23 protein-coding genes and 1 pseudogene are annotated in these 24,384 nt (G+C 47.3%); 15 read left to right on the top strand and 9 right to left on the bottom strand.

Annotated features, from left to right (window positions below):
- The first annotated feature begins 4 nt into the window (after window positions 1-4).
- Window positions 5-1,297 (top strand): TolC family protein, encoded by a 1,293-nt coding sequence (locus ACPYIV_RS06685; RefSeq protein WP_293733830.1) that lies wholly within the window; start codon window positions 5-7, stop codon window positions 1,295-1,297.
- A 175-nt stretch (window positions 1,298-1,472) separates the two neighbouring features.
- Here ACPYIV_RS06685 and ACPYIV_RS06680 read toward each other — a convergent pair whose 3' ends face one another.
- The 8 genes and pseudogenes from ACPYIV_RS06680 to ACPYIV_RS06645 form a co-directional block, all read right to left on the bottom strand.
- Window positions 1,473-2,372 (bottom strand): DMT family transporter, encoded by a 900-nt coding sequence (locus ACPYIV_RS06680; protein ID WP_425886186.1) that lies wholly within the window; start codon window positions 2,370-2,372, stop codon window positions 1,473-1,475.
- A 277-nt stretch (window positions 2,373-2,649) separates the two neighbouring features.
- Window positions 2,650-3,156, bottom strand: coding sequence for a flavodoxin (locus ACPYIV_RS06675; protein WP_293733828.1), 507 nt, complete (start codon window positions 3,154-3,156; stop codon window positions 2,650-2,652).
- Window positions 3,157-3,199: 43 nt separating this feature from the next.
- The gene (locus tag ACPYIV_RS06670; RefSeq protein WP_293733827.1) at window positions 3,200-5,236 is read right to left on the bottom strand and encodes an alpha-ketoacid dehydrogenase subunit alpha/beta; all 2,037 of its coding nucleotides are present in this window, start codon (window positions 5,234-5,236) and stop codon (window positions 3,200-3,202) included.
- Between the two features lie 203 nt (window positions 5,237-5,439).
- Window positions 5,440-6,324 (bottom strand): dihydrolipoamide acetyltransferase family protein, encoded by an 885-nt coding sequence (locus ACPYIV_RS06665; protein ID WP_425886503.1) that lies wholly within the window; start codon window positions 6,322-6,324, stop codon window positions 5,440-5,442.
- Window positions 6,300-6,801, bottom strand: a pseudogene (locus tag ACPYIV_RS06660) (biotin/lipoyl-containing protein); the annotation flags it as partial. The pseudogene ACPYIV_RS06660 and the gene ACPYIV_RS06665, both read right to left, overlap by 25 nt.
- A gap of 16 nt (window positions 6,802-6,817) precedes the next feature.
- A complete protein-coding gene (locus ACPYIV_RS06655) occupies window positions 6,818-7,558 on the bottom strand; it encodes a lipoate--protein ligase family protein (protein ID WP_293733835.1) in 741 nt (246 codons plus the stop codon).
- Window positions 7,559-7,560: 2 nt separating this feature from the next.
- Window positions 7,561-8,910, bottom strand: a complete 1,350-nt coding sequence (gene lpdA, locus ACPYIV_RS06650) for a dihydrolipoyl dehydrogenase (protein WP_425886185.1) — start codon at window positions 8,908-8,910, stop codon at window positions 7,561-7,563.
- Window positions 8,911-9,178: 268 nt separating this feature from the next.
- On the bottom strand, window positions 9,179-9,781 hold the full coding sequence (locus tag ACPYIV_RS06645; protein ID WP_293733824.1) for a nitroreductase family protein: 603 nt from the start codon (window positions 9,779-9,781) through the stop codon (window positions 9,179-9,181).
- 167 nt (window positions 9,782-9,948) lie between these two features.
- On the opposite strand from ACPYIV_RS06645, the gene ACPYIV_RS06640 reads away from it, so the two are divergent.
- The 14 genes from ACPYIV_RS06640 (at window position 9,949) to ACPYIV_RS06575 (ending at window position 21,854) form a co-directional block, all read left to right on the top strand.
- Window positions 9,949-11,211: a glycosyltransferase family 39 protein gene (locus ACPYIV_RS06640; protein WP_425886184.1), complete on the top strand. Its 1,263-nt coding sequence runs from the start codon at window positions 9,949-9,951 to the stop codon at window positions 11,209-11,211.
- 171 nt (window positions 11,212-11,382) lie between these two features.
- Window positions 11,383-11,622: a 50S ribosomal protein L28 gene (rpmB, locus tag ACPYIV_RS06635; protein ID WP_005638129.1), complete on the top strand. Its 240-nt coding sequence runs from the start codon at window positions 11,383-11,385 to the stop codon at window positions 11,620-11,622.
- A gap of 19 nt (window positions 11,623-11,641) precedes the next feature.
- Window positions 11,642-11,830, top strand: coding sequence for a 50S ribosomal protein L33 (gene rpmG, locus ACPYIV_RS06630; RefSeq protein ID WP_005642977.1), 189 nt, complete (start codon window positions 11,642-11,644; stop codon window positions 11,828-11,830).
- 14 nt (window positions 11,831-11,844) lie between these two features.
- Window positions 11,845-11,997: a DUF4295 domain-containing protein gene (locus tag ACPYIV_RS06625; protein WP_005638125.1), complete on the top strand. Its 153-nt coding sequence runs from the start codon at window positions 11,845-11,847 to the stop codon at window positions 11,995-11,997.
- A 204-nt stretch (window positions 11,998-12,201) separates the two neighbouring features.
- Window positions 12,202-13,326, top strand: coding sequence for a DNA polymerase III subunit beta (dnaN, locus tag ACPYIV_RS06620; protein ID WP_293733822.1), 1,125 nt, complete (start codon window positions 12,202-12,204; stop codon window positions 13,324-13,326).
- A 10-nt stretch (window positions 13,327-13,336) separates the two neighbouring features.
- The gene (locus ACPYIV_RS06615) at window positions 13,337-14,107 is read left to right on the top strand and encodes a 3'-5' exonuclease (protein WP_293740331.1); all 771 of its coding nucleotides are present in this window, start codon (window positions 13,337-13,339) and stop codon (window positions 14,105-14,107) included.
- 5 nt (window positions 14,108-14,112) lie between these two features.
- Window positions 14,113-15,264 carry an iron-containing alcohol dehydrogenase gene (locus tag ACPYIV_RS06610; protein WP_425886183.1) on the top strand — a complete coding sequence of 384 codons (1,152 nt, stop codon included), beginning with the start codon at window positions 14,113-14,115 and terminating at the stop codon, window positions 15,262-15,264.
- A 145-nt stretch (window positions 15,265-15,409) separates the two neighbouring features.
- Window positions 15,410-16,621 carry a bifunctional phosphopantothenoylcysteine decarboxylase/phosphopantothenate--cysteine ligase CoaBC gene (coaBC, locus tag ACPYIV_RS06605; RefSeq protein WP_293733834.1) on the top strand — a complete coding sequence of 404 codons (1,212 nt, stop codon included), beginning with the start codon at window positions 15,410-15,412 and terminating at the stop codon, window positions 16,619-16,621.
- Entirely contained in the window at window positions 16,618-17,523 is a 906-nt protein-coding gene (locus ACPYIV_RS06600; protein ID WP_293733820.1) for a DUF4835 family protein, read from the top strand. Before coaBC ends, ACPYIV_RS06600 begins: the two co-directional genes overlap by 4 nt.
- A 12-nt stretch (window positions 17,524-17,535) precedes the next feature.
- Window positions 17,536-19,200, top strand: coding sequence for a DNA repair protein RecN (gene recN / locus ACPYIV_RS06595; protein ID WP_293733819.1), 1,665 nt, complete (start codon window positions 17,536-17,538; stop codon window positions 19,198-19,200).
- 65 nt (window positions 19,201-19,265) lie between these two features.
- A complete protein-coding gene (locus ACPYIV_RS06590; protein WP_293733818.1) occupies window positions 19,266-20,114 on the top strand; it encodes a hypothetical protein in 849 nt (282 codons plus the stop codon).
- 2 nt (window positions 20,115-20,116) lie between these two features.
- Window positions 20,117-20,542, top strand: coding sequence for a hypothetical protein (locus ACPYIV_RS06585; RefSeq protein WP_425886182.1), 426 nt, complete (start codon window positions 20,117-20,119; stop codon window positions 20,540-20,542).
- Between the two features lie 161 nt (window positions 20,543-20,703).
- Window positions 20,704-21,453 carry a 23S rRNA (guanosine(2251)-2'-O)-methyltransferase RlmB gene (gene rlmB, locus ACPYIV_RS06580; protein ID WP_293733816.1) on the top strand — a complete coding sequence of 250 codons (750 nt, stop codon included), beginning with the start codon at window positions 20,704-20,706 and terminating at the stop codon, window positions 21,451-21,453.
- A 20-nt stretch (window positions 21,454-21,473) separates the two neighbouring features.
- Window positions 21,474-21,854: a RidA family protein gene (locus tag ACPYIV_RS06575; protein ID WP_293733815.1), complete on the top strand. Its 381-nt coding sequence runs from the start codon at window positions 21,474-21,476 to the stop codon at window positions 21,852-21,854.
- Window positions 21,855-22,180: 326 nt separating this feature from the next.
- On the opposite strand, the gene ACPYIV_RS06570 is transcribed toward ACPYIV_RS06575, so the two are convergent.
- Window positions 22,181-23,995: a YgiQ family radical SAM protein gene (locus ACPYIV_RS06570; RefSeq protein WP_300761970.1), complete on the bottom strand. Its 1,815-nt coding sequence runs from the start codon at window positions 23,993-23,995 to the stop codon at window positions 22,181-22,183.
- Window positions 23,996-24,384: the final 389 nt, after the last annotated feature.

Genomic DNA, 24,384 nt, shown 5'->3' with positions numbered 1-24,384 from the left:
AAATATGAGAACTCAAATAATTATCGGTTGTATGCTGTTGGGGGCTTTATCTGTGGGAGCACAGGAAAAGCCCGTAACGGCTGCAGACTACAAGCAGAAAGTGCTTGAATATAGCCGCCAGATCAAACAGAGTGCGGAAGAGCGTATTGCCATGCAACATGCTATCAAGGCGGCCAAGACCGCTTTCTTCCCGGCTGTCGATTTCTCCGGCAGCTATCAGTACCGTATCAATAAGTACGACCTGGACTTCGGTCCGGGTATGTCTGTCGAAATGGATCACAATACTTATAGTTTGGGAGCTACCGTAAGTCAGCCTGTTTATGCCGGCGGACAGATCTATAACAGCTACAAGGCTGCCCAGATTCAGGGACAGATCGCTTCCGAGGCGGAAGACCTGACGACGGATAACATCGTGTATGCCGCCGACCTGAACTACTGGTCGGCAGCTGCCCGCAAAGGTATGTACGATGTCATGTGCCAGTATGTCGATATCGTGCAGGAATTGGCAAACGTGCTGACTACCCGTTTTAATGACGGGCAGATCAGTAAGACAGACCTCCTGCAGGTGCAGTCGCGTTTGAAAGAAGCGGAATTGAATAAAAGCGCTGCGTACAAAGACTATCAGATCGCCTTGCAGAACCTGAACGTGCTGATGGGTGTTCCTCCTATGACGCCGGTAGAGATTGCAGATGCTATCACGATGGTCCAGCCGTTGCCTATGCACATAGGGGAAGAGGCCGCTTTGCAGAACCGGCCGGACTTCACGATCTCCAAGCTGAATATCGAATACCAGAAGAGGCAGATCAACCTGTCAAAAGCTAAATATAATCCGACACTGGCAATCGGTTTCCAGGGAACCTGGGGCACACCGATGCTGAACGTGAAAGGTTCCGACCAGCTTTGGACACCTGCCGTATTCGCATCCCTCAAGATACCTTTGTTCCGTTGGGGCGCCCGTTTCAAAGAGGTAAATTCCCAGAAAGCAATCCTGCGGAGTAAGGAATATGCGATGGATTATGCACGTGACCAGATCTCCCAGGAGGTTGCTAATTCCTGGACCAGTCTGACGGAAAACACGAAGCAGATCAATGTTGCCGAAGAGGCCTGCAAGATCGCCGAAGAAAACCTCGACCTGAATACGTTCAGCTATAACGAGGGAAAACTTCCGATCCTCGACGTGCTTTCCGCCCAGCTTTCCTGGATTCAGTCTTATAGTAGCTTGATCCAGACCTGGTATCAGCAGAAAGCATCCCTCGCTCAGTATAATAAGGCGGTGGGTATTCGTCGCTTGCAATAATCGGAAAACGCCTTTATCACAATCTTTTTAGGCACGGATTTCACTGATTTACACGGATGAGTTTATTTTTTTTCGTGTTTTCCGTGAAATCCGTGCCTCAATTATATCTATTAGTGAGCGGACTTTAGTCTGATAATGATAGAGAATAGTGTTTCGAAACCTATGGCGCTTATTTTTACTTCTTTCGGAATGTAATTCCCTTTTCCGCAATATATACCCCCGACAGGATGAAAGCGGAACCGAATAATGCTATAACCGTTATCGTTTCGTCAATGACAAGGGCGGAAGTAAGAAGAGTTACGAGCGGAACTACATAAATATAATTTGTCGTACGGACGACGCCCAACTCTTTCACAGCCGTATTCCACATGATGTAGCAGAGCAATGAAGCAATAACCCCCAGAAATAACAGATTGCAGATAACAGCCGGTTGTATCAGTACGGCAATCTGCGGATGAATGGGAGAAATGACCAGGACGGGAATCAGAGTCACAATCCCGTAGAAGAAAACTTTGCGGGTAATGAAGAGCGTCGGATACCGGCTTCCGAGGCGTCTTAAGATCAGACCGTAGAATGCCCACATGAGAGCGGCAAACAGGGTCAAGATGTCTCCGAGCGGATTGATCTGTAAGATAAAACTCCCGTTGAACACGACGAGGCCCACTCCGAGCAGCGCCATCAGCGAACCATAGATCAAATGGTTTTTCAGCCTTTCGCCCTTATGGAAGAGGCGGGAGAGAAAGGCGGTCAGGATAGGGGCCGTGCAGATTATCAGCGAGACATTGGAGGCAAGCGTGATCCCCAATGCCGTATTCTCGGAAACGAAGTAGAGCGAACCGCCGCAAAGTCCGGCTCCGAGAAAGAGGAGTTCGTCTTTCCATGATTTAGCCAATAGCTTGCGCGGGCAGAAAAACCAGATTCCGATATATGCCAACGAAAAGCGATAGAGGAGAATTTCGACCGGAGTCAGCCCGTTACCGATCAGAACCTTCGTGGAAACGAAAGTCGTACCCCAAATGATAACGGTAAGGATTGCCAGGAAATGATAGCGGTACGTTTTGTTATTTGCAGTCATATTTTGTATTTGTTTGCGCCTGCAAATATACGCGTCGCATCGTTGTTACAAAAATAAATAGATATTGATTTAAGAAAAGGTGAACCTTTTAAATGATGATTTACGGATATGAAACATGGATGTCAGGGTTATGCAAAATGATTGTCCTTCTGTAGGGGCAGGGCTATGCTCTGCCCACAACACAGCATGAATATCCCGCCCTCGCCTTTTGGCAGATTTGAATCATAAATGATAATTTATAACTCGAAACTGCCAAGAACAGAAACAAATGCAAATATTATTGAAACTCCTTTTTCAGTTCCGCCACCCATTTCAGTATACGTTCTTCCGTTTGTTCGGACTGGTTCTCGACATCGAGGGCAAGCCCCAGGAAATGATCACCCTTAACGGCTTGTGACTGGGTGAAATGGTAGTCGTTGACGGGCATGAAGCCGACCAGTTCTGCGTTGCTCCTGACGAAGGCTTCCGCCAGGATGCCGATTCCATCGACAAAATTGTCGGGATAGCGTTCCTGGTCGCCGAGGCCGAAGATGGCGACTTTCTTGCCCGTCATGTCGATAGACTCTATTTCCGGCAGAAACTCGTCCCAGTAGGTCGGCAGTTCTCCGTCGAACCAGGTGGAAGTTCCGGCAATGATGTTTTCGAACGATTCGAATTCTTTGCGTGTCGCTCCTTCGATTGGGATCAGGACGACTTCGTTTTCAGCGAATGCTTCTTGTATTTTCAAGGCGACTACGGCTGTTTTTGCGGTTGTGCCACCATAGAATAAACCTATTTTTTTCATTCTGTATGTTGTTTATAAGAGACGGATTGCTCCGTCTCTTTCATTAATATTCCAATAATGCTTTTGCTGCGTTGTAGATCCGTTCTTCTCCGGGCAGGATCGCCTTTTCGAGGACCGGATGGAAACCGACAGGGGTAAAGGTGGAACCGACACGCTGGATCGGTGCGTCCAGATAGCGGAACATCTCCGTCCCGATGATTCCGGCTATTTCAGCACCGAAACCGGAGAACACTTTGTCTTCATGCACGATCAGCACCTTGCTGGTCTTTTTCACGGAGGCGAAGATCGTTTCCGTATCGAGCGGGATCAGCGAGCGGATGTCGATGACTTCAACGTCCCAGTTATGTTCTTTCTTCAGCTTTTCGGCAACGGTCAGGCAGAAATGCGTCGTGTTGCCATACGTGATCACACTCAGGTCGCTACCCGGCCGGCGGATGCGGGCTTTCCCGAAAGGAACCTCGAAGTCTTCCGGCACGAAGCTGGCTGCTTCGACCGAGTTATACTGTGCCTTCGGTTCGAGAAAGACGGTGAAGCCTTTCGAACGTATGCTGGTACGCAACAACCCTGCCGCATCGTCGGCAAAAGAAGGATAGACGATGCGGGCCCCCGGAATGGAGGTCAGCGCACCTTCGATCGTTTGTGAATGGTAGAGCCCGCCGCCGATATAGCCGCCCGATGCCAGGCGGAGCGTCAGGTTCGGGGTGAACTGTCCGTTGCTTCGCCAGTATTCGTGGGTACATTCGACATACTGCTCGATGGCCGGCCAGAAGTAATCGGCAAACTCGGCTCCTTCCACCACGACGTGTATTTTCGGGTCGAAGCGGCACATGCCGTTGGCCGTGCCCACAATGTAATCTTCGGCGATGGGAGCATTGAAGATACGTTTCGGTCCGAACTCCTGCTGCATACCTTTGGTGACGTTGAACACGCCGCCTTTATCTTTGTTTGCTACGTCCTGTCCCCACAGGAATGTATTCGGGTTATGGCGGAATTCTGCTTTTAGTGTTTCGTTGATTGCGGTTACCAGTGTTTTCTTTTCGCCATTTTCTTCTTTGTGTGTGCCGTCTGTATATTTCTGCGGCTGGTAAGGTTCGGGCAGGACATAGTCAAAGATCGTTGCAGGGTCGGGTTCGGGAGCCGCCATCGCTTTTCGGTTGGCTGCGCTCAGGTCTTTTTTCGCCTGTGCTTCTATCTGCTTCAGCTCATCTTCGGTCAGGCGGTTGTAACGGAGCAGCATACGACGGAATTTTTGCAGCGGGTCGGCTGCTTTCACGTAGGCAAGTTCGTTTTCATCGCGATACAAAGTCTGCTTGTCGGAGTTCGAATGGGAACCGATGCGTACGCAGTTTGCATGGACGATCACCGGATTATGCGTATTGATCGCATGTTCGCGGGCTTCGGTCATGGCGTTCATCGAGTCGAAAACGTCTTTTCCGTTGCAGTGGATGATGCGTAGGTTCTTGAAGCCGGAGAAATTGTCGGCCACCTTGCGGTTGGCCGTCTGGTCCTTTTTGGGGACGGAGATGCCGTAGCCGTTATCCTGCAGGACGAAGATAACGGGGAGCTGTTCGTTACTCGCCCCGTTGATGGCTTCGTAGACGTAGCCTTCGGAAGTGGCGGATTCACCGTGTGAAGTGATCGCAACACCTGTATGGTCGTAATAAACCATTGCGCGGGCGACACCTACGGCATGCAGGTCGTGTGTCCCGGTTGCCGAGGATATGTTTTCGATATGCCACTCCGGTTTAGCGAAGTGGTTGGACATGTGCCGGCCGCCGCTGGACGGGTCGGTCGCTTTCGAGATGCCGTTTAGGATAACTTCTTCCGCCGTCATTCCGGCAGAGAGGACCGTCAGCATATCGCGGTAATAGGGAAAGAGGTAATCCTCTCCCCGGTGGAATACCTGTCCGATGGCAAGCTGGATGCCGTCATGTCCCGCATAAGGGGCATGATAGGACCATCCTAAGGACTGGAGCAGGTAAGAAGGCGCCTTTTCATCGAGCGCCCTGCCGAGACTCATCAGGTAGTACCATTTGCGAAGTGTCTCGGTATCGGTCGTTTTTATATCGTATCGTTTCATACTTGATTATTTTATATTGTATTAATTGTTTGGTGATAAATGCAGATTTACCGGTGCGGAAGATGGATGACATGGTTGTCGCTTGTAGGGGCAGGGCTCTGCTCTGCCCATTGGATCCGGGCAAGACGGAGGTTATTTTCATTGGGCGGAGTAGAACCCCGCCCCTACGGGACACCATTATTTTATTGCGCACAGATAAATCATTATTTATCCCAATTCTCAAGGTAGTCCGCAACCCGCCGCAGGAACTCTCCGCCGAGAGCACCGTTGATGATCCGATGGTCGTACGACAGGGATAGATACATCTTGTGTCGTATTGCAATCGTATCTCCTTCGGGTGTTTCCACTACGGCCGGTTTCTTTTCGATGAAGCCGACGCCTAAGATTGCGACCTGGGGCTGGTTGATGATCGGGGTCCCGAACAGGCTTTTGAACGAGCCGAAGTTGGTGATCGTGAAGGTTCCGCCTTGAATGTCGTCCGGCATCAGCTTGTTACTGCGTGCTTTGGCTGCAAGGCTGTCGATACTGCCGGCAAGGCCGTTCAGATTCAGTTTGTCCGCGTCATGGATAACCGGCACGATCAGGTTGCCGTCCGGCAGCGACACGGCGATACCCAGGTTGATATGCTTTTTCAGAATGACTTTATAGCCGTCAACCGATGCGTTCACATATGGGAATTCAGCCAGCGCTTTTGCCGTAGCTTCTGCTATGGCAGGCATGAAAGTGAGTGCCACGCCTTCGCGCTTGAAGAATGCATCTTTTACGCGGCTACGCCATTTCACGAGGCGGGTAACGTCGGCTTCGACAACGGTCGTGACGTGAGGAGACACTTTTTTCGACATCACCATGTGGTCGGATATGATGCGGGCTACGCGATCCATTTCGACTGTTTCGTCTTCGGTAATAGCTGCCGGGTTGCGTCGATCGTCGATGGTGGGCGGCATCGACCGGAGATGGTGGGCGCCATCTGCAGTAGATGGTGCGTTGCATCCGCCGGAGATGGTGGACTGCATCGACCGTTGATGCAAGTTTTCGGTTTCACTTTGTGGGGCGATACCGCTTTTCTTTGCCGTGATATAATCTTTGATATCTTTTTTGCTGAGCCGCCCTTCGTAGCCGGTTCCCGGAATGGCATCCAGTTCGGCCTGCGATATTTTGGCTTCCTGTGCCAGTTGCAACACGATGGGCGAATACCACCTTCCGTCTTCTTCTTTGGATGATTTGACCGGCTGGGCGGGTTCTGCCGGGGTGGACCGGACCGTGGTGCTTTCGTCGCTTTTGGCTGCTGCGGAAGCGGAGCTTTCCTGAGTTTCTCCTTCTTCGCCTTCCAACTGGATCAGGGCGACGGTCGTGCCGACGGCTATCGTATCGCCTTCGGCAAACAGCAGTTCGAGAACCTTCCCGGCTACGGGAGAGGGGATTTCCGCACTGACTTTGGCGGTACTCACTTCAAAAAGGACATCGTCCTCCTGAACAGCATCGCCTACTTTGACGGACCAGGAGACAATCGTCCCTTCCGTGATGCTTTCGCCCAGTTTGGGCATTTTTATTTCAAATGTCGACATAGTTTAAATGTGTATTTTATGTTCTGATATTGAAGTTCCAGGCCGGCGTTGCATATTTGTTGTCACGCAGGGACCGGATGGCGTTCAAATCGTCTTCAGTGAATGAATAGGGACGGGGAACCGTCTTGTTTTCTGTAAAATAGTTCAGAAGTGCATCTCTGAATTCTCCGATAGATACCGCTTTGCGGGTATAGGTACAAATATTGGTGACCGGGCTTCTTACGGATTTGACATAAAAAGGAGCGGGCTTCATCTCATTGCTCTCCGGCCTCCGTCCTGTGCTTTTGAGGGCGGTCGCCAGGCGATACAGGTCGGTTGAGAATAAGAGGGTGGCGTGATGCAAGATCCTGCTTTTGTGGATGGATTGTGCGCTGCCCGATATTTTCAGCCCGTCGATCGTGAGTGCCTGCCGTTCGTCTGCCTTTGCCCGGATGCCGAATGTGGCAAGGAAAGCGATCAGCCGGGCAGTGAATGTGCCGGACGTAAGTTCCTTGTTGCTTTGTATAAAAGTCACATTCAGGTTGCCCGAATCGTGATAGACGGCTCCGCCACCTGAATAACGGCGTACGACTTTGATATGCTTCTCCTGTATATAGTTCCGGTTTATCTCGTCCCATACATTCTGATGCTTGCCGATGATGACGGACGGTTCGTTTTGCCACAACATGAAGATGTTGTCCGAAAAGTTCTTGAGCAGATACTCTTCGGCTGCCAGATTGAACCAGGCATCGGTGTATGGATTGTCGATATAAAGCATCATCAGAGGTACAGGCTTTCGTGTATCACCTCTCCGACAGTCGGATGGGGGAATACGGTTTTCTTGAATTCATCGACCGTATAACCATGTTCGACGGCGATACCGGCAATGACGATGATCTCCGATGCCGGATTTCCCAACAGGTGGCAACCGATGATCTGGCCGTTCACGTTCGTCAGGAGCTTGCAGAGCCCGTTGCCGGTTTCGTTTTCGGCGACAAAGCGTCCGGAATAGGTCATCGGTATCTTCACAAGGTTGTAATATTCACCGTTTGCCTTCAACTCTTCTTCCGTTTTGCCGACACCGGCTACTTCCGGGTTGGTGTAGACGACGGCAGGAATGGCACTGTAGTCCATCCGGTCTTCATGTCCCAGTATATGGTTGACGGCAACCTCACCTTCCCGGTAAGCCGTATGGGCCAGTTGCGAAAATCCTGTGATATCGCCGGCTGCATAAACGTGCGGATGGGAGGTCTGCATATATTCGTTCACCCGGACTCCCCGGCGGTCCGTCTCGATGGAAAGGCTTTCCAGGCCCAGTTCTTGGGTGATTGCCCGGCGACCTACGCTGACTAAGATTCTGTCGGCCGGAATCGCATTCGTCTTGCCGTTTTTCTCGACAATGACCTCTTTCGGGTTGACTTCGATCACTTTTGTGTTCAGATGAAATTCCACCCCTTTCTTGGCGTATTCGCTCCGGAGCATGGCGGACGCCTCTTTGTCCATCGCACCGAGTATTTCCGGCATCATCTCGATTACCTTCACTTTTACTCCCATGCTGGTGAAGAAGGAGGCGAACTCGATCCCGATAACGCCGCCGCCAATGATGGCAAGTTCTTTGGGGAGTTCTTTACTGTCGAGCGCTTCCCGCGAAGTCCAGTATTCCGTTTCCGAGAGTCCCTTGATAGGCGGGATTACTGTTTCGGAACCGGTGCAGAGAAGTAAGTTTTTGACGGTGAAAAGGTCGTTTCCGCACTGTATGCGGATCATTCCGTCCGTTTCCCCGTTCAACACGGCTGTCCCTTCGACGATCGTGATCCCACTTGAAGTGAGGCGCATCTTTACACCGGACGTCAGTTTTTTGACCGTCCGGTTCTTGCGCCCGATGATCTTGTCCATATCGAAAGACGGCGTCCCTTCCGATGAAATGCCATATTTGGAGGATGTTTTGAAACTGTCCAGTATTTTGGCGGAGTATAATAACGTTTTTGTGGGAATACAACCTTCGTTCAGGCAGACGCCTCCGATGGCGTTCTTTTCGAAGAGGACGGTCTTCAGGCCTCCTTCGGCTGCCCGTTCGGCGGCGGTATAGCCCGCCGGCCCTCCTCCTATAATTGCAATATCGTAATTCATGTTTGTGCTTTATTTAGTTTGACATTCTTCGGCGTCTTCGGCAAGTACGCAAAAAAGAGAAAGAAGCTATTTTATCATTTCGACAGTAAAAGGGGATTGTCGCTTTCAAATAGAAACGTTAAAAAATATTACCCTTACTACTAATTCTATTTATATGCACTACTAATCCGATTTACATGGGGTCGTAGTGACATTTTGGTAATGGAGCAATTTTCTCTTTTCTCGATTGTAAATAGTGATATCGGTGCTTAAAACGGCTTTTCGTTTTTTATTTGAAAACCAGGACTCTTTTGTCCAACGGTTTGATCTCTTTCGGTCCGGGTTCTTCCGTCGGTGTTCCGAAAGGCATCTGTGCTACCAGTTCCCATTTCGGGTCGAGTTTCCATTCTGCACATACCGTTTCGTCAATTAACGGATTATAATGTTGGAGGGAAGCACCTAAACCGGCATCTTCCAACATTGTCCAGATAGCCAGTTGGTGCATGGCGGATGTTTGTTGTGCCCAAACCGGGAATTTGTCGTAATAAGTAGGGAAGGAGTCTTGCAATTGTTCGACTACCGCTTTGTCTTCAAAGAACAGGATCGTCCCATAGCCGGCTGCCAGGCTTCCGTCTATTTTAGCCTCCGTCCCTTTGAAAACTTCCGCTGAAACAAGTCTCTTCAATGTCTCTTTCGTGATTTCCCAAAGTCTTTCATGATTCTTGCCCAGTAGCAATACGATACGGGTGGATTGTGAATTAAAGGCTGAAGGGACGTTCATAACTGCGAAGTCTATTATTTCTTTGATCTGTTCGTCTGATATCGGGGAACTGTTCGTGATGTGATAATAAGTTCTGCGATGTCTCAATGCTTCTTTAAAATCTCGTGCCATAATCAATACGTTTTTATTTTGTGTTTCTTTGAAAATAAAACCATCAGGAGTTTGATTTTGTTGCGAATACCTCCTGTTGTTTCTCAAATAAACCGATAGAATTAATCTATCACGGAAGGATTACCGGTGAAAAGGCTGTATCTTTGTCACCCAAAAAGAGTTAAGGAATGATTGGAAAAAAATTGCCGGCCGTTTTTTGGATCGTGTTTGCCATATGGGTGATCCTGCAGGTCTGCTTAGTAGTAAAATACTGGGATATGCCTAACCACGACGATGCCCGTTTTTATGCTAAATATGCAACCGAATGTATTGAGACAGGAACTTGGTATCCTGCCCCTCATAACCAGTATGATCTTTTTATTTTCGGTCCCGGATATGTTAATTTGCTTATTGGCATTCAAACGCTTTTCGGATCTTTTTCATACATCCGTTTGCTGAATTTATTACTGAATATGGCAATGGTATTTGAGATACTGTTGCTTGCCCGCCGGCTTTTTAATGATAGAATCGGGTATTACGCTTCAATCTTATATATGTTGGTCTATTCGAACCTGTATATCCCGATTGCAATGCTGACCGATTTGCCCTTTACATTCCTGCTGCTGACAGCGTTGCTTTTGTGTACCAGCCGTAGATTGTTTCCGATTCTTTTTGCAGGTGTGATTATTGGCTTGGCAAATTGGTTCCGTCCATTGGCGGTCGTCTTTTTATTTGCCATAATTGTCCATTTCATCGTCCAAAAAAGAGGTTGGCGGAGTTATGTAGCGTTGTTTATACCTCTTGTGTTGACGGTTTTCCTAATAGGTCAAAGTGCAAAAGCGAGAACGGGCCATTTTGTGTACCAGGCAGTATCGGGAGGGTATAACCTGGCAATGAGTTCTTTTGATGAAGCAAACGGTTTAGTCAATTTTAATGGCTTCAGTGATCCGGATAACTATATTTGCCTTCCTCCCGGAGACTATACCTATATGGAGCGGGACAGCCTGTTAAAGCGTGCGTCGATCCGCTGGATATCGGAACACCCGTTTGAATATATTTCCCAAATACCTCTCAAGCTGGTCGCCTTATATAGTGAAGATACCTGGACAGAGCGTGTAAAGCCGGATATGGGATTTAGAGTAGTACTTTCAAATGTGAAAGGTAATGATTTGAAATTAATAGAGTTAATAGCTTCTCTGGCGTTGAAAAGTGTTGTCTATTACGCGGTACTTTTATTATTCCTTTACTACGTGTGGAAGAACCGGCGTGACCTGTTCCGGGAACGGAATATCTATCTCCTGATTCCTGCTTTAGGCACGGTTGTAACGGTTTTATTCGTGATTACTTCCCGCTATCATTATCCTTATTTGTTTGCGATAACAATCTATGCCGCAGCGGGACTTGATGCTCTCATACAGAATAAATTAAGGAAAAATAGCAGAAAGTGCTGATTTATTTGCTGATTTCTTGTGTGTGAATGAAAATAATTTGTACCTTTGTGCCCCGTAAAAGAAGAGAAACTCTATTAGAATCTTTGTTTTTGTTCAAGATGCAGTTCAAAAAGGGAAGACAGATAGCAGGAGTTGACTTAAATTTCGTAATATTAAAAAGAAAGATTAGCGATGTCTAAAATTTGTCAAATTACCGGAAAGAAAGCAATGGTTGGCAACAACGTTTCTCACTCTAAGAGAAGAACGAAACGTAAGTTTGATGTGAACCTGTTTACTAAAAAGTTCTACTGGGTAGAACAGGATTGTTGGGTTAGCCTGAATATTTCAGCCGCTGGCTTGCGTACTATCAATAAACTTGGTTTGGATGCAGCAATTAAGAAAGCTGCTGAAAAAGGTTATTTAAACGCTTAATTTGAGGAGGAAATAAGAAATGGCAAAGAAAGCAAAAGGTAACAGAGTTCAGGTAATTCTTGAATGCACTGAGCACAAAGAAAGTGGTATGCCGGGTACTTCTCGATATATTACTACAAAGAACAGAAAGAATACAACTCAGAGATTGGAGCTGATGAAGTACAATCCTATCCTGAAGAAGATGACGTTACACAAAGAAATTAAGTAAGAGGAGATTAAACAATGGCAAAAAAAGCGGTTGCAACATTTAAGAAAGGTGACGGTCGTACCTATTCTAAAGTAATCAAGATGGTTAAGTCCCCGAAGACCGGTGCTTACATCTTCCAGGAAGAAATGATTCCTAACGAAGCTGTTAAAGATTATTTCGCTAAATAACAGAGCGTAATATCAAGATACAAAGAGAGGTTCTTCCCCATAGAGGGAAGGGCCTCTTTTTTTGTCTCCATTCGGGTGGTTATATGGAATATTTTCATAATTTTGTGTGGGCTAATCTGCGGCTGTCCGGTTGAGGACTGTTCGTGAGTCGGACCTACACACATTGGTAAATAATAAATAGAAACAAATAAATAATTAAGAACCATGAGATTTGATGTATCCAGCACAGCGCTGTTATCACGTTTGCAATCTATTAGCAAAGTTATTGCTTCTAAGAATTCATTACCTATCCTGGACAGTTTCCTTTTCAACCTGGAAGGTAATAAACTCACTATAACAGCTTCGGATGCTGAAACACGTCTGGTTACATCCGTTGACGTGATGAATGCACAGGGAAGCGGGCTTTTCGCCGTCTCAGCAAAAATCTTACTCGATCCGTTGAAAGAGCTGCCCGAACAACCGCTGACTTTTGATATTAATGACGATAACCTGGAAATCTTTATCCATTTCCAGAATGGTAAATATAATTTTATCGGACAGAAGGGAGATACGTATCCGCAGCAAAAACCGCTGAATGAGAATGCAATCTCCATCATGATGGACGCACAAATGTTACTGAACGGTATCAGCCGTTCCCTCTTTGCAACGGCAGACGATGAACTTCGCCCGGTCATGAACGGTATCTATTTCGATATTCATACGGACGATCTGACTTTCGTCGCTTCCGACGGACATAAGCTGGTGCGCCTGCGCAATCTTTCGGTGAAATCACCGGAAAGAGCTTCTTTCATTCTGCCGAAGAAACCGGCTAACCTGCTCAAAGGCCTTTTATCAAAGGAAGGGGAGATGGTTAGCATCAAGTTCGATGATAACAACGCCTATGTGAACTGTTCTAATTTCGAAATGGTTTGCCGCCTGATCGAAGGCCGTTACCCGAATTACAACAGCGTGATCCCGCAGGAAAATCCTTTCAAGGTGGCAATCGACCGTATCTCTTTCCTGAATGCCTTGAAGCGCGTTTCCGTTTTCTCCAATCCGGCGAGCAGCCTTGTGAAGTTGCAACTGAAGGAGAGCGAAATGCTTGTTTCCGCACAGGATATCGATTTCTCTACTTCCGCAGAAGAAAAGATTGTTTGCAGCTTTGACGGAACCGAATTAAGCATCGGTTTCAAAGCCACTTATCTGATTGAAATACTGAGCAACATCAACTCGGAAGAGGTGATACTCGAACTGGCTGATCCTTCGCGTGCCGGTCTGATCGTTCCTTCTGAAAACGAAGAGAACGAAGATCTGCTGATGCTGTTGATGCCTATGATGTTGAATGATTAAAATATAAAAAATGCAGTTAAACCTGAAAAACCCGTTAGTCTTCTTCGATCTGGAGACTACGGGTATTAATATTGTAAAAGACCGTATCGTAGAAATCTCTTTTGTCAAAGTTTTCCCGAATGGGAAAGAGGAATCTAAAACGAGACGGATCAATCCGGAAATGCCCATTCCACCGGAATCGACCGCAATACACGGCATCACCGACGAAGATGTAAAAGACTGTCCTACTTTTAAAGAAATAGCCAAATCGCTGGCAACCCAGATAGAGGGGTGTGATCTGGCAGGATATAACTCCAACCGCTTTGATATCCCTTTGCTGGCAGAAGAGTTTCTGCGTGCAGGTGTCGATATCGATTTGAATAAACGCAAGTTTGTAGACGTACAGACCATTTTCCATAAGATGGAACAGCGTACGCTTTCGGCCGCTTATAAGTTCTACTGCGATAAGAGCCTTGAAAATGCCCATACGGCGGAGGCCGATACGATGGCGACTTATGAAGTGCTGAAAGCGCAATTGGACCGTTATCCGGACTTGCAGAATGATATCAATTTCCTTTCCCAATATTCAAGCTATACGAATAATGTGGACTTTGCCGGCCGTATGGTGTATAACGATAAAGGGGAAGAAGTGATCAACTTCGGCAAATATAAAGGGCGTCTGGTAGAGGAGGTGCTGAAGAACGATCCCGGTTATTATTCCTGGATTATGAATGGCGACTTCCCTCTGAACACTAAGAAAATACTGACTGAGATAAAATTGAGAGGTTTTAATTCGAAATAAGAACCATGAATAATTTTGAGTTTAGTAATCCTGTAAAGGTTGTTTTCGGCAAAGGTTCCATTGCCCGTCTGTCCGCTTTGATTCCGGAAGGAAGTAAAGTGCTGATGGTGTATGGTGGCGGAAGCATAAAGAAAAACGGTATCTACGACCAGGTGACAAAGGCGCTGAAAGATTTTGAAGTGACTGAATTTCCGGGTATCGAAGCAAATCCGCATTACGAAACCTGTATGAAGGCCGTGGAGATCGTCAAAGAGAAGAATATCGATTTTCTGTTGGCCGTAGGTGGTGGTTCGGTGATCGATGCGACAAAGTTTATAGCGGTATCGGTCGGTTTTGAAGGTGATCCGTGGGATATCCTTTCGAAAGGCGGGCAGGTAAAGAGTGCTCTGCCTTTGGGTACGGTACTTACATTGGCTGCTACCGGTTCGGAGATGAACGAGCGTTCGGTGATCTCCCGCGTATCGACCTGTGAGAAACTGAATTTCGCCAGCCCGTTGGTATTTCCGAAGTTTTCTGTGCTGGATCCGGAAGTGACCTATTCGCTCCCCGCACGCCAGGTCGCAAACGGGGTGGTCGATTCTTTTATTCATGTAGTGGAACAATATCTGACATATCCGGTCAATGCGAAGGTGCAGGATGCCTTTTCGGAGGGATTGATGCGTGTCATCCATGAAGAGGGGCTGAAAGTCCTGGATCATCCGAATGACTACGATATCCGTGCCAACCTGATGTGGGCGGCCACCAATGCGTTGAATGTCTGGATCGGTCAAGGGGTTCCCCAGGACTGGTCGTCACACCGTATGGGCTATTCGCTGACGGCGCAGTTCGGACTGGATCATGCACAAACACTGGCTATTCTCTTGCCGGGTGTCATGACGTATATGTTTAAGGAGAAGCAGGCCAAGCTGGCTCGTATGGGTGAAGTCGTTTTTGGCATTACCGATGGAACGGAAGAGGAAAAAGCACGTAAAACAATTGCTGCCTGTGAAGATTTCTTCCGTCGGATGGGGCTGAAAACGCGCCTCGGTGAATGCGGCATTACGGAAAAAGATTTGGATGCCCTTGCTGCCCCTGTAGATAAACAGGGTTGGAAATTGGGCGAACATCATAATATCGACAGCCGTGTGGCGCGCGAGATAATGACGTTGCGTTTGTAATCGCATTCCTGTGCCGGCAGGCAAAAAGTTCCATGCCTGTGAAACAAAAGTTCCATGCCTATGGAATTAAAGTTTCATGCCTATGGAACAATCGTTTTATGCTTATGAAATTCCGGTTTCGTCCGGAGATGTACACAATTGGGTTATGGAGAACAATTTGAAAGGTAAACATATCATATTGGGGATTACCGGGAGCATAGCGGCCTATAAAGCTGCTTATATCATCCGTGCCCTCGTGAAGAAAGGGGCGGAGGTCCAGGTTGTGATTACCCCTGCGGGAAAAGAATTTATTACGCCGCTTACATTATCCACGTTGAGCAGCCATCCGGTGATCAGCGAGTTTTTCTCGAATCGTGACGGCACGTGGAATAGCCATGTCGATCTCGGCCTTTGGGCGGATGCCATGCTGATTGCGCCGGCTACGGCTTCGACGATCGGAAAGATGGCAAACGGCATTGCCGACAATATGCTTATCACGACATATCTGTCTTGCAAAGCTCCGGTGTTCGTTGCCCCGGCGATGGATTTGGATATGTTCGCGCATCCTTCCACACAGCAGAACTTAGACCGGCTCCGTTCATTCGGGAATCGTATTATCGAACCTGCCGAAGGGGAGCTTGCCAGCCATCTGGTAGGTAAGGGACGGATGGAAGAACCGGATAAGATCGTGGCGGTACTGGAAGATTTTTTCGCTTCCCAAATTCAGCTTGAAAAAAAAAAGATTGTAATAACTGCCGGTCCGACATATGAAAAGATAGATCCCGTTCGTTTTATAGGTAACTATTCTTCCGGAAAGATGGGGTTCGCATTGGCGGAGGCCTGTGCCGGCCAAGGTGCAGAAGTTACATTGATAGCAGGTCCGGTGTCTTTAAAAACGGTTCATCCGAATATAAAGAGGATCGATGTCGAGTCTGCCGAAGAGATGTACCATGCTGCCATGGAGGCTTTCCCGGAGGCTGATGCCGGGATTCTTTGTGCGGCAGTTGCGGATTATCGTCCGGATGTGCAGGCAACCGAAAAGATCAAACGGGAAACAAAAGGGGAAATGACGCTTCTTCTCGTTCCGAACAAAGATATCGCCGCCTCGCTCGGAGCAATCAAGCGGGAAGGACAGATCTTGGTCGGTTTCGCGTTGGAAACAAATGATGAAACGGCTCATGCGGAAGGAAAGTTGAAGCGGAAAAACCTCGATTTCATCGTGTTGAACTCTTTACGGGATGCAGGTGCAGGATTTCGTTGTGATACAAATAAAATTACGATCATCGACAAGGAAGGAGAGGCGACAGCTTATCCTTTAAAAAGCAAACAAGGAGTAGCCGTTGATATTATAAATAAATTGGCAACGTTATTAAAATGAAGATGATAAAGAGATTGTTATATATATGTTTATTGGGCGCTGCTCCTTTTTGGGGAGAAGCGCAGGAGTTGAATGCCCGTATCACCATTAACAGTGATAAGGTACAGGCTACCAATAAGCAGGTCTTTACCACTCTGCAAACTGCATTGACGGAGTTTGTTAATAACAAAAAATGGACGGACGCCACTTTCGCCATGAACGAACGTATCGACTGTACCATGACTATTATTATAAGTGAAATAGTTTCCGATAATAGCTTTAAGGGCGAAATACAGGTACAAGCCCGTCGTCCGGTTTATAATTCCAGTTATACCACAACCTTGATGAATTATCGTGACACGGAACTTTCTTTCGACTATACCGAGTTTGAACCGTTGGAATATACGGAAAATACGTTGAACAGTAACTTGATCGCAACTGTTGTTTACTATATTTATACGATCCTCGGACTGGATTTCGACAGTTTTTCCCCGAAAGGGGGCGCTGCTTTCTTTCAGCAGGCCATGCAGATTGTCAGTTTGGCGCAAGCACAGACATCATGGACCGGTTGGAAAGCATTTGAAAACGACCGTAACCGCCACGCTTTGGCAACGGCTCTGACGGACAATACTTCGGAATTGTTCCGGGATATGTGGTATAACTATCATCGTAAGGGCCTCGATGAAATGGCCGCTAATCCGGATCGCGGACGTACGACCATAATCGGTTTGCTTCCGGTTTTAGAGCAGATTAAAAGTTCTCGGCCGACATCTCCGTTGCTACAGATGTTCGCCGACTCCAAACTGGATGAAGTCGTTTTGATTTATTCGAAAGCTACTACGCCGGAGAAGCAGGAAGGCTATAAAATGTTGTCCAATCTGTATCCTGCCCTCACGACACGTATGGAATCGCTTAAAAAGTAATCTGGAATAACTATGCTGAAATCTTTATTCATACGGAACTTTGTCCTGATAGACAGCCTGGATATTAAGTTCGATAAAGGTTTTTCTGTGATAACCGGTGAGACGGGGGCAGGAAAGTCTATTATATTGGGTGCCCTTTCCTTAGTCCTCGGACAGCGTGCAGATGGAAAGAGCATTAAGAACGGTTCTGATAAATGTGTGATAGAAGCAGTCTTCGATGTCTCCCGGTATAAACTGGAAGAATTCTTTCTCACAAATGACCTGGAATATGATGCGGAGATTTGTATTCTTCGTCGCGAGTTGTTTGCATCGGGGAAATCCCGCGCTTTTGTAAACGATTCGCCTGTTCCGCTTTCCGTAGTGAAGGAATTGGGGAGCCGCCTGATCGACATCCATTCGCAACACCAGAATCTTTTGTTGGGGGATAACCGGTTTCAGTTGAAAGTAATCGATGTAATGGCTGAAAACGATATCCTGTTGATCCTTTACCGGAAGGAATACAGCCGTTATTTGTTTTTGAAAAAAGAACTGAAAGAGCTGACTGAAAAGGCTTTCCAGACTAAACAGGAGGAAGATTACGTACGTTTTCAGTTGGAACAACTGACGGATGCCGCTCTGATAGCCGGTGAACAGGAAGAACTGGAACAGGAGTTGGAAACCCTTTCCCATGCCGAAGAGATAAAAGGTTCTCTTTATAAGATTACCCAGCTGTTAGATGGGGAAGAACAGGGAGCCGTCCAGCTGATAAAAGAAGCCCTTTCCACTGCAGAGAGTTTGGAGCGTTATTATCCCAAAGCGAAGGAAATAGCGGAACGCCTGCGTTCTGCCTATATCGATATGAACGATTTGTCTTCTGAAACGGAAGTGCTGAAGGAGGACATAGAGTTTAATCCCGAACGACTGGATTGGGTGAACGAACGTCTTGATACGTTATACACCCTGGAGCAGAAACACCGGGTTTCCAAAGTGGAAGAATTGATCGAGTTGCAGGTTAAATACGCCGAACAGCTAAAGGAGATCGATTCTTTTGACGAACAGATCGAATCGTTGAAGAAGCAGTTGGAGGTCTCTCATCAGGAATTGCTTCAACAGGCTGCTGTATTGAGCGAGCAGCGTAAGATCGCCTCAAAAGCGATTGCCTCCCAACTGGTGGAAATGGTCGTTCCGTTGGGGATGCCGAACACGCGTTTCTCGATCGATTTTGTCCCCAAACAGGAGCCGGAAAGCGATGGAATGGACGAAATCTGCTTTATGTTTTCTGCCAATAAGAGTGCGGAACTGCAACCTGTCGCTCAGACGGCATCCGGAGGTGAAATTTCCCGTCTGATGTTATGTATTAAGGCTATGATTGCCGGATTTACGGCATTGCCAGCTATCATTTTCGATGAAGTGGATACTGGTGTTTCCGGGGATATCGCCGATAAAATGGGGGATATTATGCAGGAATTAGGTACAAAGATGCAGGTTTTTGCCATCACCCATCTTCCCCAGATTGCCGCAAAAGGAAAAGACCATTATTTTGTTTATAAGGAAGATACGGATGAACGCACTGTTACCCGTATCAGGAAAATGAATAAGGAAGAGCGCGTGAAAGAGATCGCACGTATGCTGAGTGGCGCATCGTTGACTAATGCTTCTATTGCAAATGCGAAAGAGCTGTTGAAGGCGAAAAATTAAACCTTTTTATCGCTGTATGGTCATAATAGCAACATTGTGTAATTGCTAATTAAAAATTGAGTGATATGAAGAGAGTGAGTATTATATTAATGGTGGTCCTTTTCTGCAGCTTGCAGGGACATGCACAATTTTGGATCAGTTTCGGATGGAATGAACCCCATTGCCAGAACTGCCTTTGGATGGAACAGGCAATCCGTATGACGAACCGTCAGGCTGCCGAGTATCATAAGATCATTCATCGTTACGGGGAGAAGATCGAGCGTGAAGCTCGCAGGCATTATCGCTATTGGGACCAATCTGCCCGAAAGATATATAAGTTGCGTATGGAGCGGGACCGGAAATTACAACGTATCCTTTCACCATCCCAATTCCGTTTATATGTGCGTTTTGTCCGTGAAACGCCGACACGCATCCATGATTGGAGAGGTTGGTATAATAATCCGCATTATCCGAACTATCGTCCGTCCAGCTCTTGCCATCGTTATGAAGATCATTACTGGCATTGCCGGTGGGAGTATACGAACAATAGATGGTTCGACCGTTTCGATGATGGCAAATGGTATCCCGGCAAGTACGACCGTCCCGGTCATGATAACGGGCAGTGGCGGCCGAACAAGTATGATCGCCCTCAGCCGAATCATAACAATGGCCGTCCTCACCATGACAACGGACAGTGGAAACCCGACAAATACGATCGTCCGAACCACCAGGGAGGCCGTCCCGACTTCGATAATCACAGGGATAAACCGAATAGGGATAAGCACGATAAGGACAAATATGACAAGAAACGTCCGGATCGGACTAAAGACAAGCATTACGATAAAGACAAGAAAGAAGATAAACGCTCTGATAAGGATCGTACGAATGGTCGCCAACGTACGAGTAACAGGCGGAGCATAGAGAAAAGTATCTGACAATGGGATTTAGAGTAAACCGGCGTACCCTGCTTTTAATAGCCGGGTGCGTTTGGATAATAGCAGGCATCAATATCTTAAGGATCGGCATCGTCACCTGGTTGAACGATGCCCATTACTGGCTGTTTAAAGTCGGAGAGGCAATTGTTGTTTTCCTGCTATTCTTTCAGTTTGTCTTTCGCCGTTTGTTTGTGAAACATTCCGAACGGATTTCACAGAAGGGGGAAAAGAACTGTCCTTTTTCGTTTTTCGATGTCAAAGGCTGGATCGTGATGATCTTTATGATTACTTTCGGCGTTACGATCCGCCATTTCCAATTGCTTCCCAACTCCTTTATTTCGGTCTTTTACACCGGACTTTCGTCTGCCCTGATTATTACCGGCATCCTATTCCTGATCCGGGCCTGTTCATCGTCCCGCCTGAGCTGAAAGGCGATAGCTAAAATAAAGCAGGCCAGGCAGCATACCTTTGTTTGTTTTTGAATGCTACACAAAGGTATATATATAAGCGTAAATCTTTGTATCTTTGTCCACATAAAGCCGGGAATAGTCGAATAGCCCGGTGGTAAAAACGGAAAAGATATAGAATAATGAAAGAAAACGAAATGGTGTTCGGCATCCGTGCCGTGATCGAGGCAATCCAAGCCGATAAAGAGATTGATAAAATATTGGTGAAACGCGAAATGCAGGGAGACCTGTCCCGTGAACTGTTCGAAGTTCTGAAAGGACGCGACATACCTGTACAGCGTGTACCTGCCGAACGTCTCGACCGTTTGACACGTAAGAACCATCAGGGGGTAATCGCCTTTATCCCGGCTATCACGTACCAGCGTCTGGAAGATATTATTCCGTTTGTGTATGAACAGGGAAAGAATCCGTTTATTGTATTATTGGATGGGGTCACGGATGTCCGTAACTTCGGAGCGATTGCCCGTACCTGCGAATGTGCCGGTGTGGATGCGATCGTAATACCATCAAAGGGCAGCGTAACGGTGAATGCCGATGCGATCAAGACCTCGGCCGGTGCCCTCCATGTACTGCCTGTCTGCAAGGAAAAGAGTATTACGGAGGCCATCCGTTTCTTACAGGCGTCCGGCGTAAAAGTCTATGCAGCCAGTGAAAAGGCCTATGAAAATTATACGGCCATCAAATATGACGGACCTGTGGCCATTGTAATGGGGGCCGAAGATACGGGTGTTTCGATGGATAATCTACGCATCTGCGACAGCATGGTGAAGATCCCGCAGTTCGGCACGATCGGTTCGCTGAACGTTTCGGTTGCCTCTTCCATCCTGATCTATGAAGTGGTTCGCCAGCGGATGAATGAACAAGCACAATAACATTATAAAATAAAGAGACAATGAAGAAAGTTATCGCAACAAAAAATGCGCCTGCCGCTATCGGCCCGTATAGCCAGGCCGTACAAGTAGGAAATATGCTGTTTGCTTCCGGCCAGTTGGGCCTTGATCCGGCAACAGGCAATTTCGCAGAAGGGGGAGTGAAAGAACAGACCGTGCAGGCATTCAAGAATGTCCATGCAATCCTGGCAGAAGCCGGCCTTAGCATCAACGATGTCGTGAAGACAACCGTATTCCTGGCTGATATGAGCGATTTCGCAGCTATGAACGAAGTCTATGCCTCTCAGTTCGAAGGAACTTTCCCGGCTCGTTCCGCTGTTGCAGTCAAGACATTGCCGAAGAACGGCTTGGTAGAAATAGAAGTGATTGCAGTAAAGGAATAAAACAACCGTCTTCAGTTACAAATACGACTGTCTTTGAAGTCAAAAGCAGATGTATTTGTAACTGAAGACAATTGTTTTTCAAGCTATAGGTTACAGGACTTCTGCTAAAGGTATTTCGTGAATTTGTATTGGTCACGCAAACCCTTTTGTTCCTCTTTGCCCAAAGAGGTAAAATAGGCTTTCCACCCCGGACAGAAATTGATGTGCCAACGCCAGAACCTACCGATTAACGATTTCGGATCTTTGTCATACTTTGCCCGCATCGGGCAGTTTGTGCAAACATGTTTCATGGTGATTTGATTATGATATGTTGTATGATTCGATGATTACTTTCCGAACAACTTTCCGACCAGGTCTTTCTTTCCTATCTTTTGTAATGCTTGTGTGATCTGGCGGCGGAATTCCGGCTTATACCAGAAGAAGAACTGCCGTTGTGCCAGTTTTTGTTCTTTCGTACGGGCCGTATACACCTTTTCCAATGTATAAGGATGATAGCCTGTGTAGTACATCTCCGTTGCCAGAGTCATGGGAGTAGGCGTGAAATCCTGCACCTGTTCGAGCTGGAAATGCAGTTTCTTGGTCTGGATAGCCAAGTTTGCCATATCCGCCTCCGTACAACCGGGATGGCTGGATATGAAATAAGGGATCAGTTGCTGGTTCAATCCTTGTTGTTTGTTTACCCGGTCGAATATCTTTTTGAATTGTCCGAAAAGCTCGAAGGAAGGTTTGCGCATCATCTTCAAGACATTGTCCTCCGTATGTTCGGGGGCGACTTTGAGACGGCCGGAAACGTGGCGGGCGATTAATTCCTCCATATAGGTCTGGGCTGCCTTGTTCAGATTGTCGTCCGCATACCGGTGCAAAAGCAGGTCGTAACGGACACCGCTACCGATAAACGAACGTTTGATTTCCGGCATACAGTCCACTTCTTTGTATAGATCTAACAGCGGCGTATGGTCCGCATTCAGGTTCTTGCAGACGACAGGAGAGATGCAAGATGGCTTCTTGCACTGGGCGCAGATATCCGGATTCTTCCCTTTCATCCGGTACATATTGGCCGAAGGACCGCCGAGGTCGCTCAGATATCCTTTGAAGTCCGGCATCCGGGTAATCTCCTTTACCTCTTTCAATATGGACTCTTTACTACGTGAAGCGATGAACTTTCCCTGATGGGCCGAAATCGTACAGAAAGCACAACCTCCGAAGCATCCGCGGTGGATGTTTACCGAGAACTTGATCATCTCGAAAGCCGGTATCGTCTTCCCCTTATATTTAGGATGGGGCAGGCGGGTGTAGGGCAGGTCGAATGATGCGTCGATCTCCTCTTCCGTCATAGGCGGGAAAGGCGGATTGACGACTATCGTCTGTTTACCTACCCTTTGCAGGATACGGGAAGCTTGTTGCTTGTTGGATTCTTCTTCTATGTGTTTGAAGTTCTTGGCCTGTTTTAGCTTGTCGCGCAGGCATTCTTCATGGGAAAAGAGATGGATGTCGTCCGGTAGCGGCTCTACCGCGTCCGCTAAATAGGCCGTTTGCCGTATATCCTTGATCTCATGGAAGGGAGTTCCCGCTTGCAACCGGCAGACCAATTCTTTCAGGGGAAGTTCCCCCATGCCATATATCAACAAATCCGCCGGGCTGTCTTTCAGGATTCCGGGAAGCAGTTTGTCCTGCCAGTAATCGTAATGCGTGACGCGACGCAGGGAAGCCTCTATGCCTCCCAATACGACAGGGACATCCGGATAGATTTCCTTCAATATTTTCGTATAAACAATGCTGGGATAGTCCGGGCGCATACCGGCACGGCGGTCCGGTGTATAAGCATCGTCGCTACGCAGGCGTTTGTTGGCCGTATAGTGATTGATCATCGAATCCATCGCTCCGGCAGAAACACCGAAGAACAGGCGGGGAGCCCCCAACTTCTTAAAATCCCGGTAATCACCGCGCCAGTCCGGTTGCGGGACGATTGCTACGCGCAATCCCATCGCTTCGAGTGTCCGTCCGATGACGGCAGCCCCGAATGACGGATGATCCACATACGCATCTCCGCTGAAAAGTATCACATCTATATAGTCCCATCCGCGGGCTTCAACTTCTTTCTTTGTAGTAGGCAGCCATGCCTCCGGTCTGAATGTTCTCATGCCGGCAAAGGTACGAATTATATTCTGTCTGTATAATAGGGCAACCGCACCAAATCCAGCAGTAACAATTCTTTATTTCTATGGAGAGAAAAAACCGTTTTTGTCCCGAATAATTCTTTCTTAAGTGCCTGCCAATTCTGTAATCGGTGTCAGTGACTTTATAATCAGTGGTTGTGATTATATAATTGCTGGCACTGATTTTATAATCACTGGCACTGATTACAGAATTGATAGGCACTCCGATGTTTTTATGCCTATGTAGATAAGTTTTCTTGTAGAGGGGATAGATTATTCCTTATATTATGTAGTCCATAAGATCGTATTGCTTAAAAATGAATTTGGTACGGTTGCCCTAAAATTATAACTTTTGCTTATGGGTGATAGGTATT

This window comes from Parabacteroides vesiculifaciens (genome assembly GCF_049860805.1).
Lineage (GTDB): Bacteria > Bacteroidota > Bacteroidia > Bacteroidales > Tannerellaceae > Parabacteroides.
This window is presented reverse-complemented; position numbering and strand designations above follow the sequence as displayed.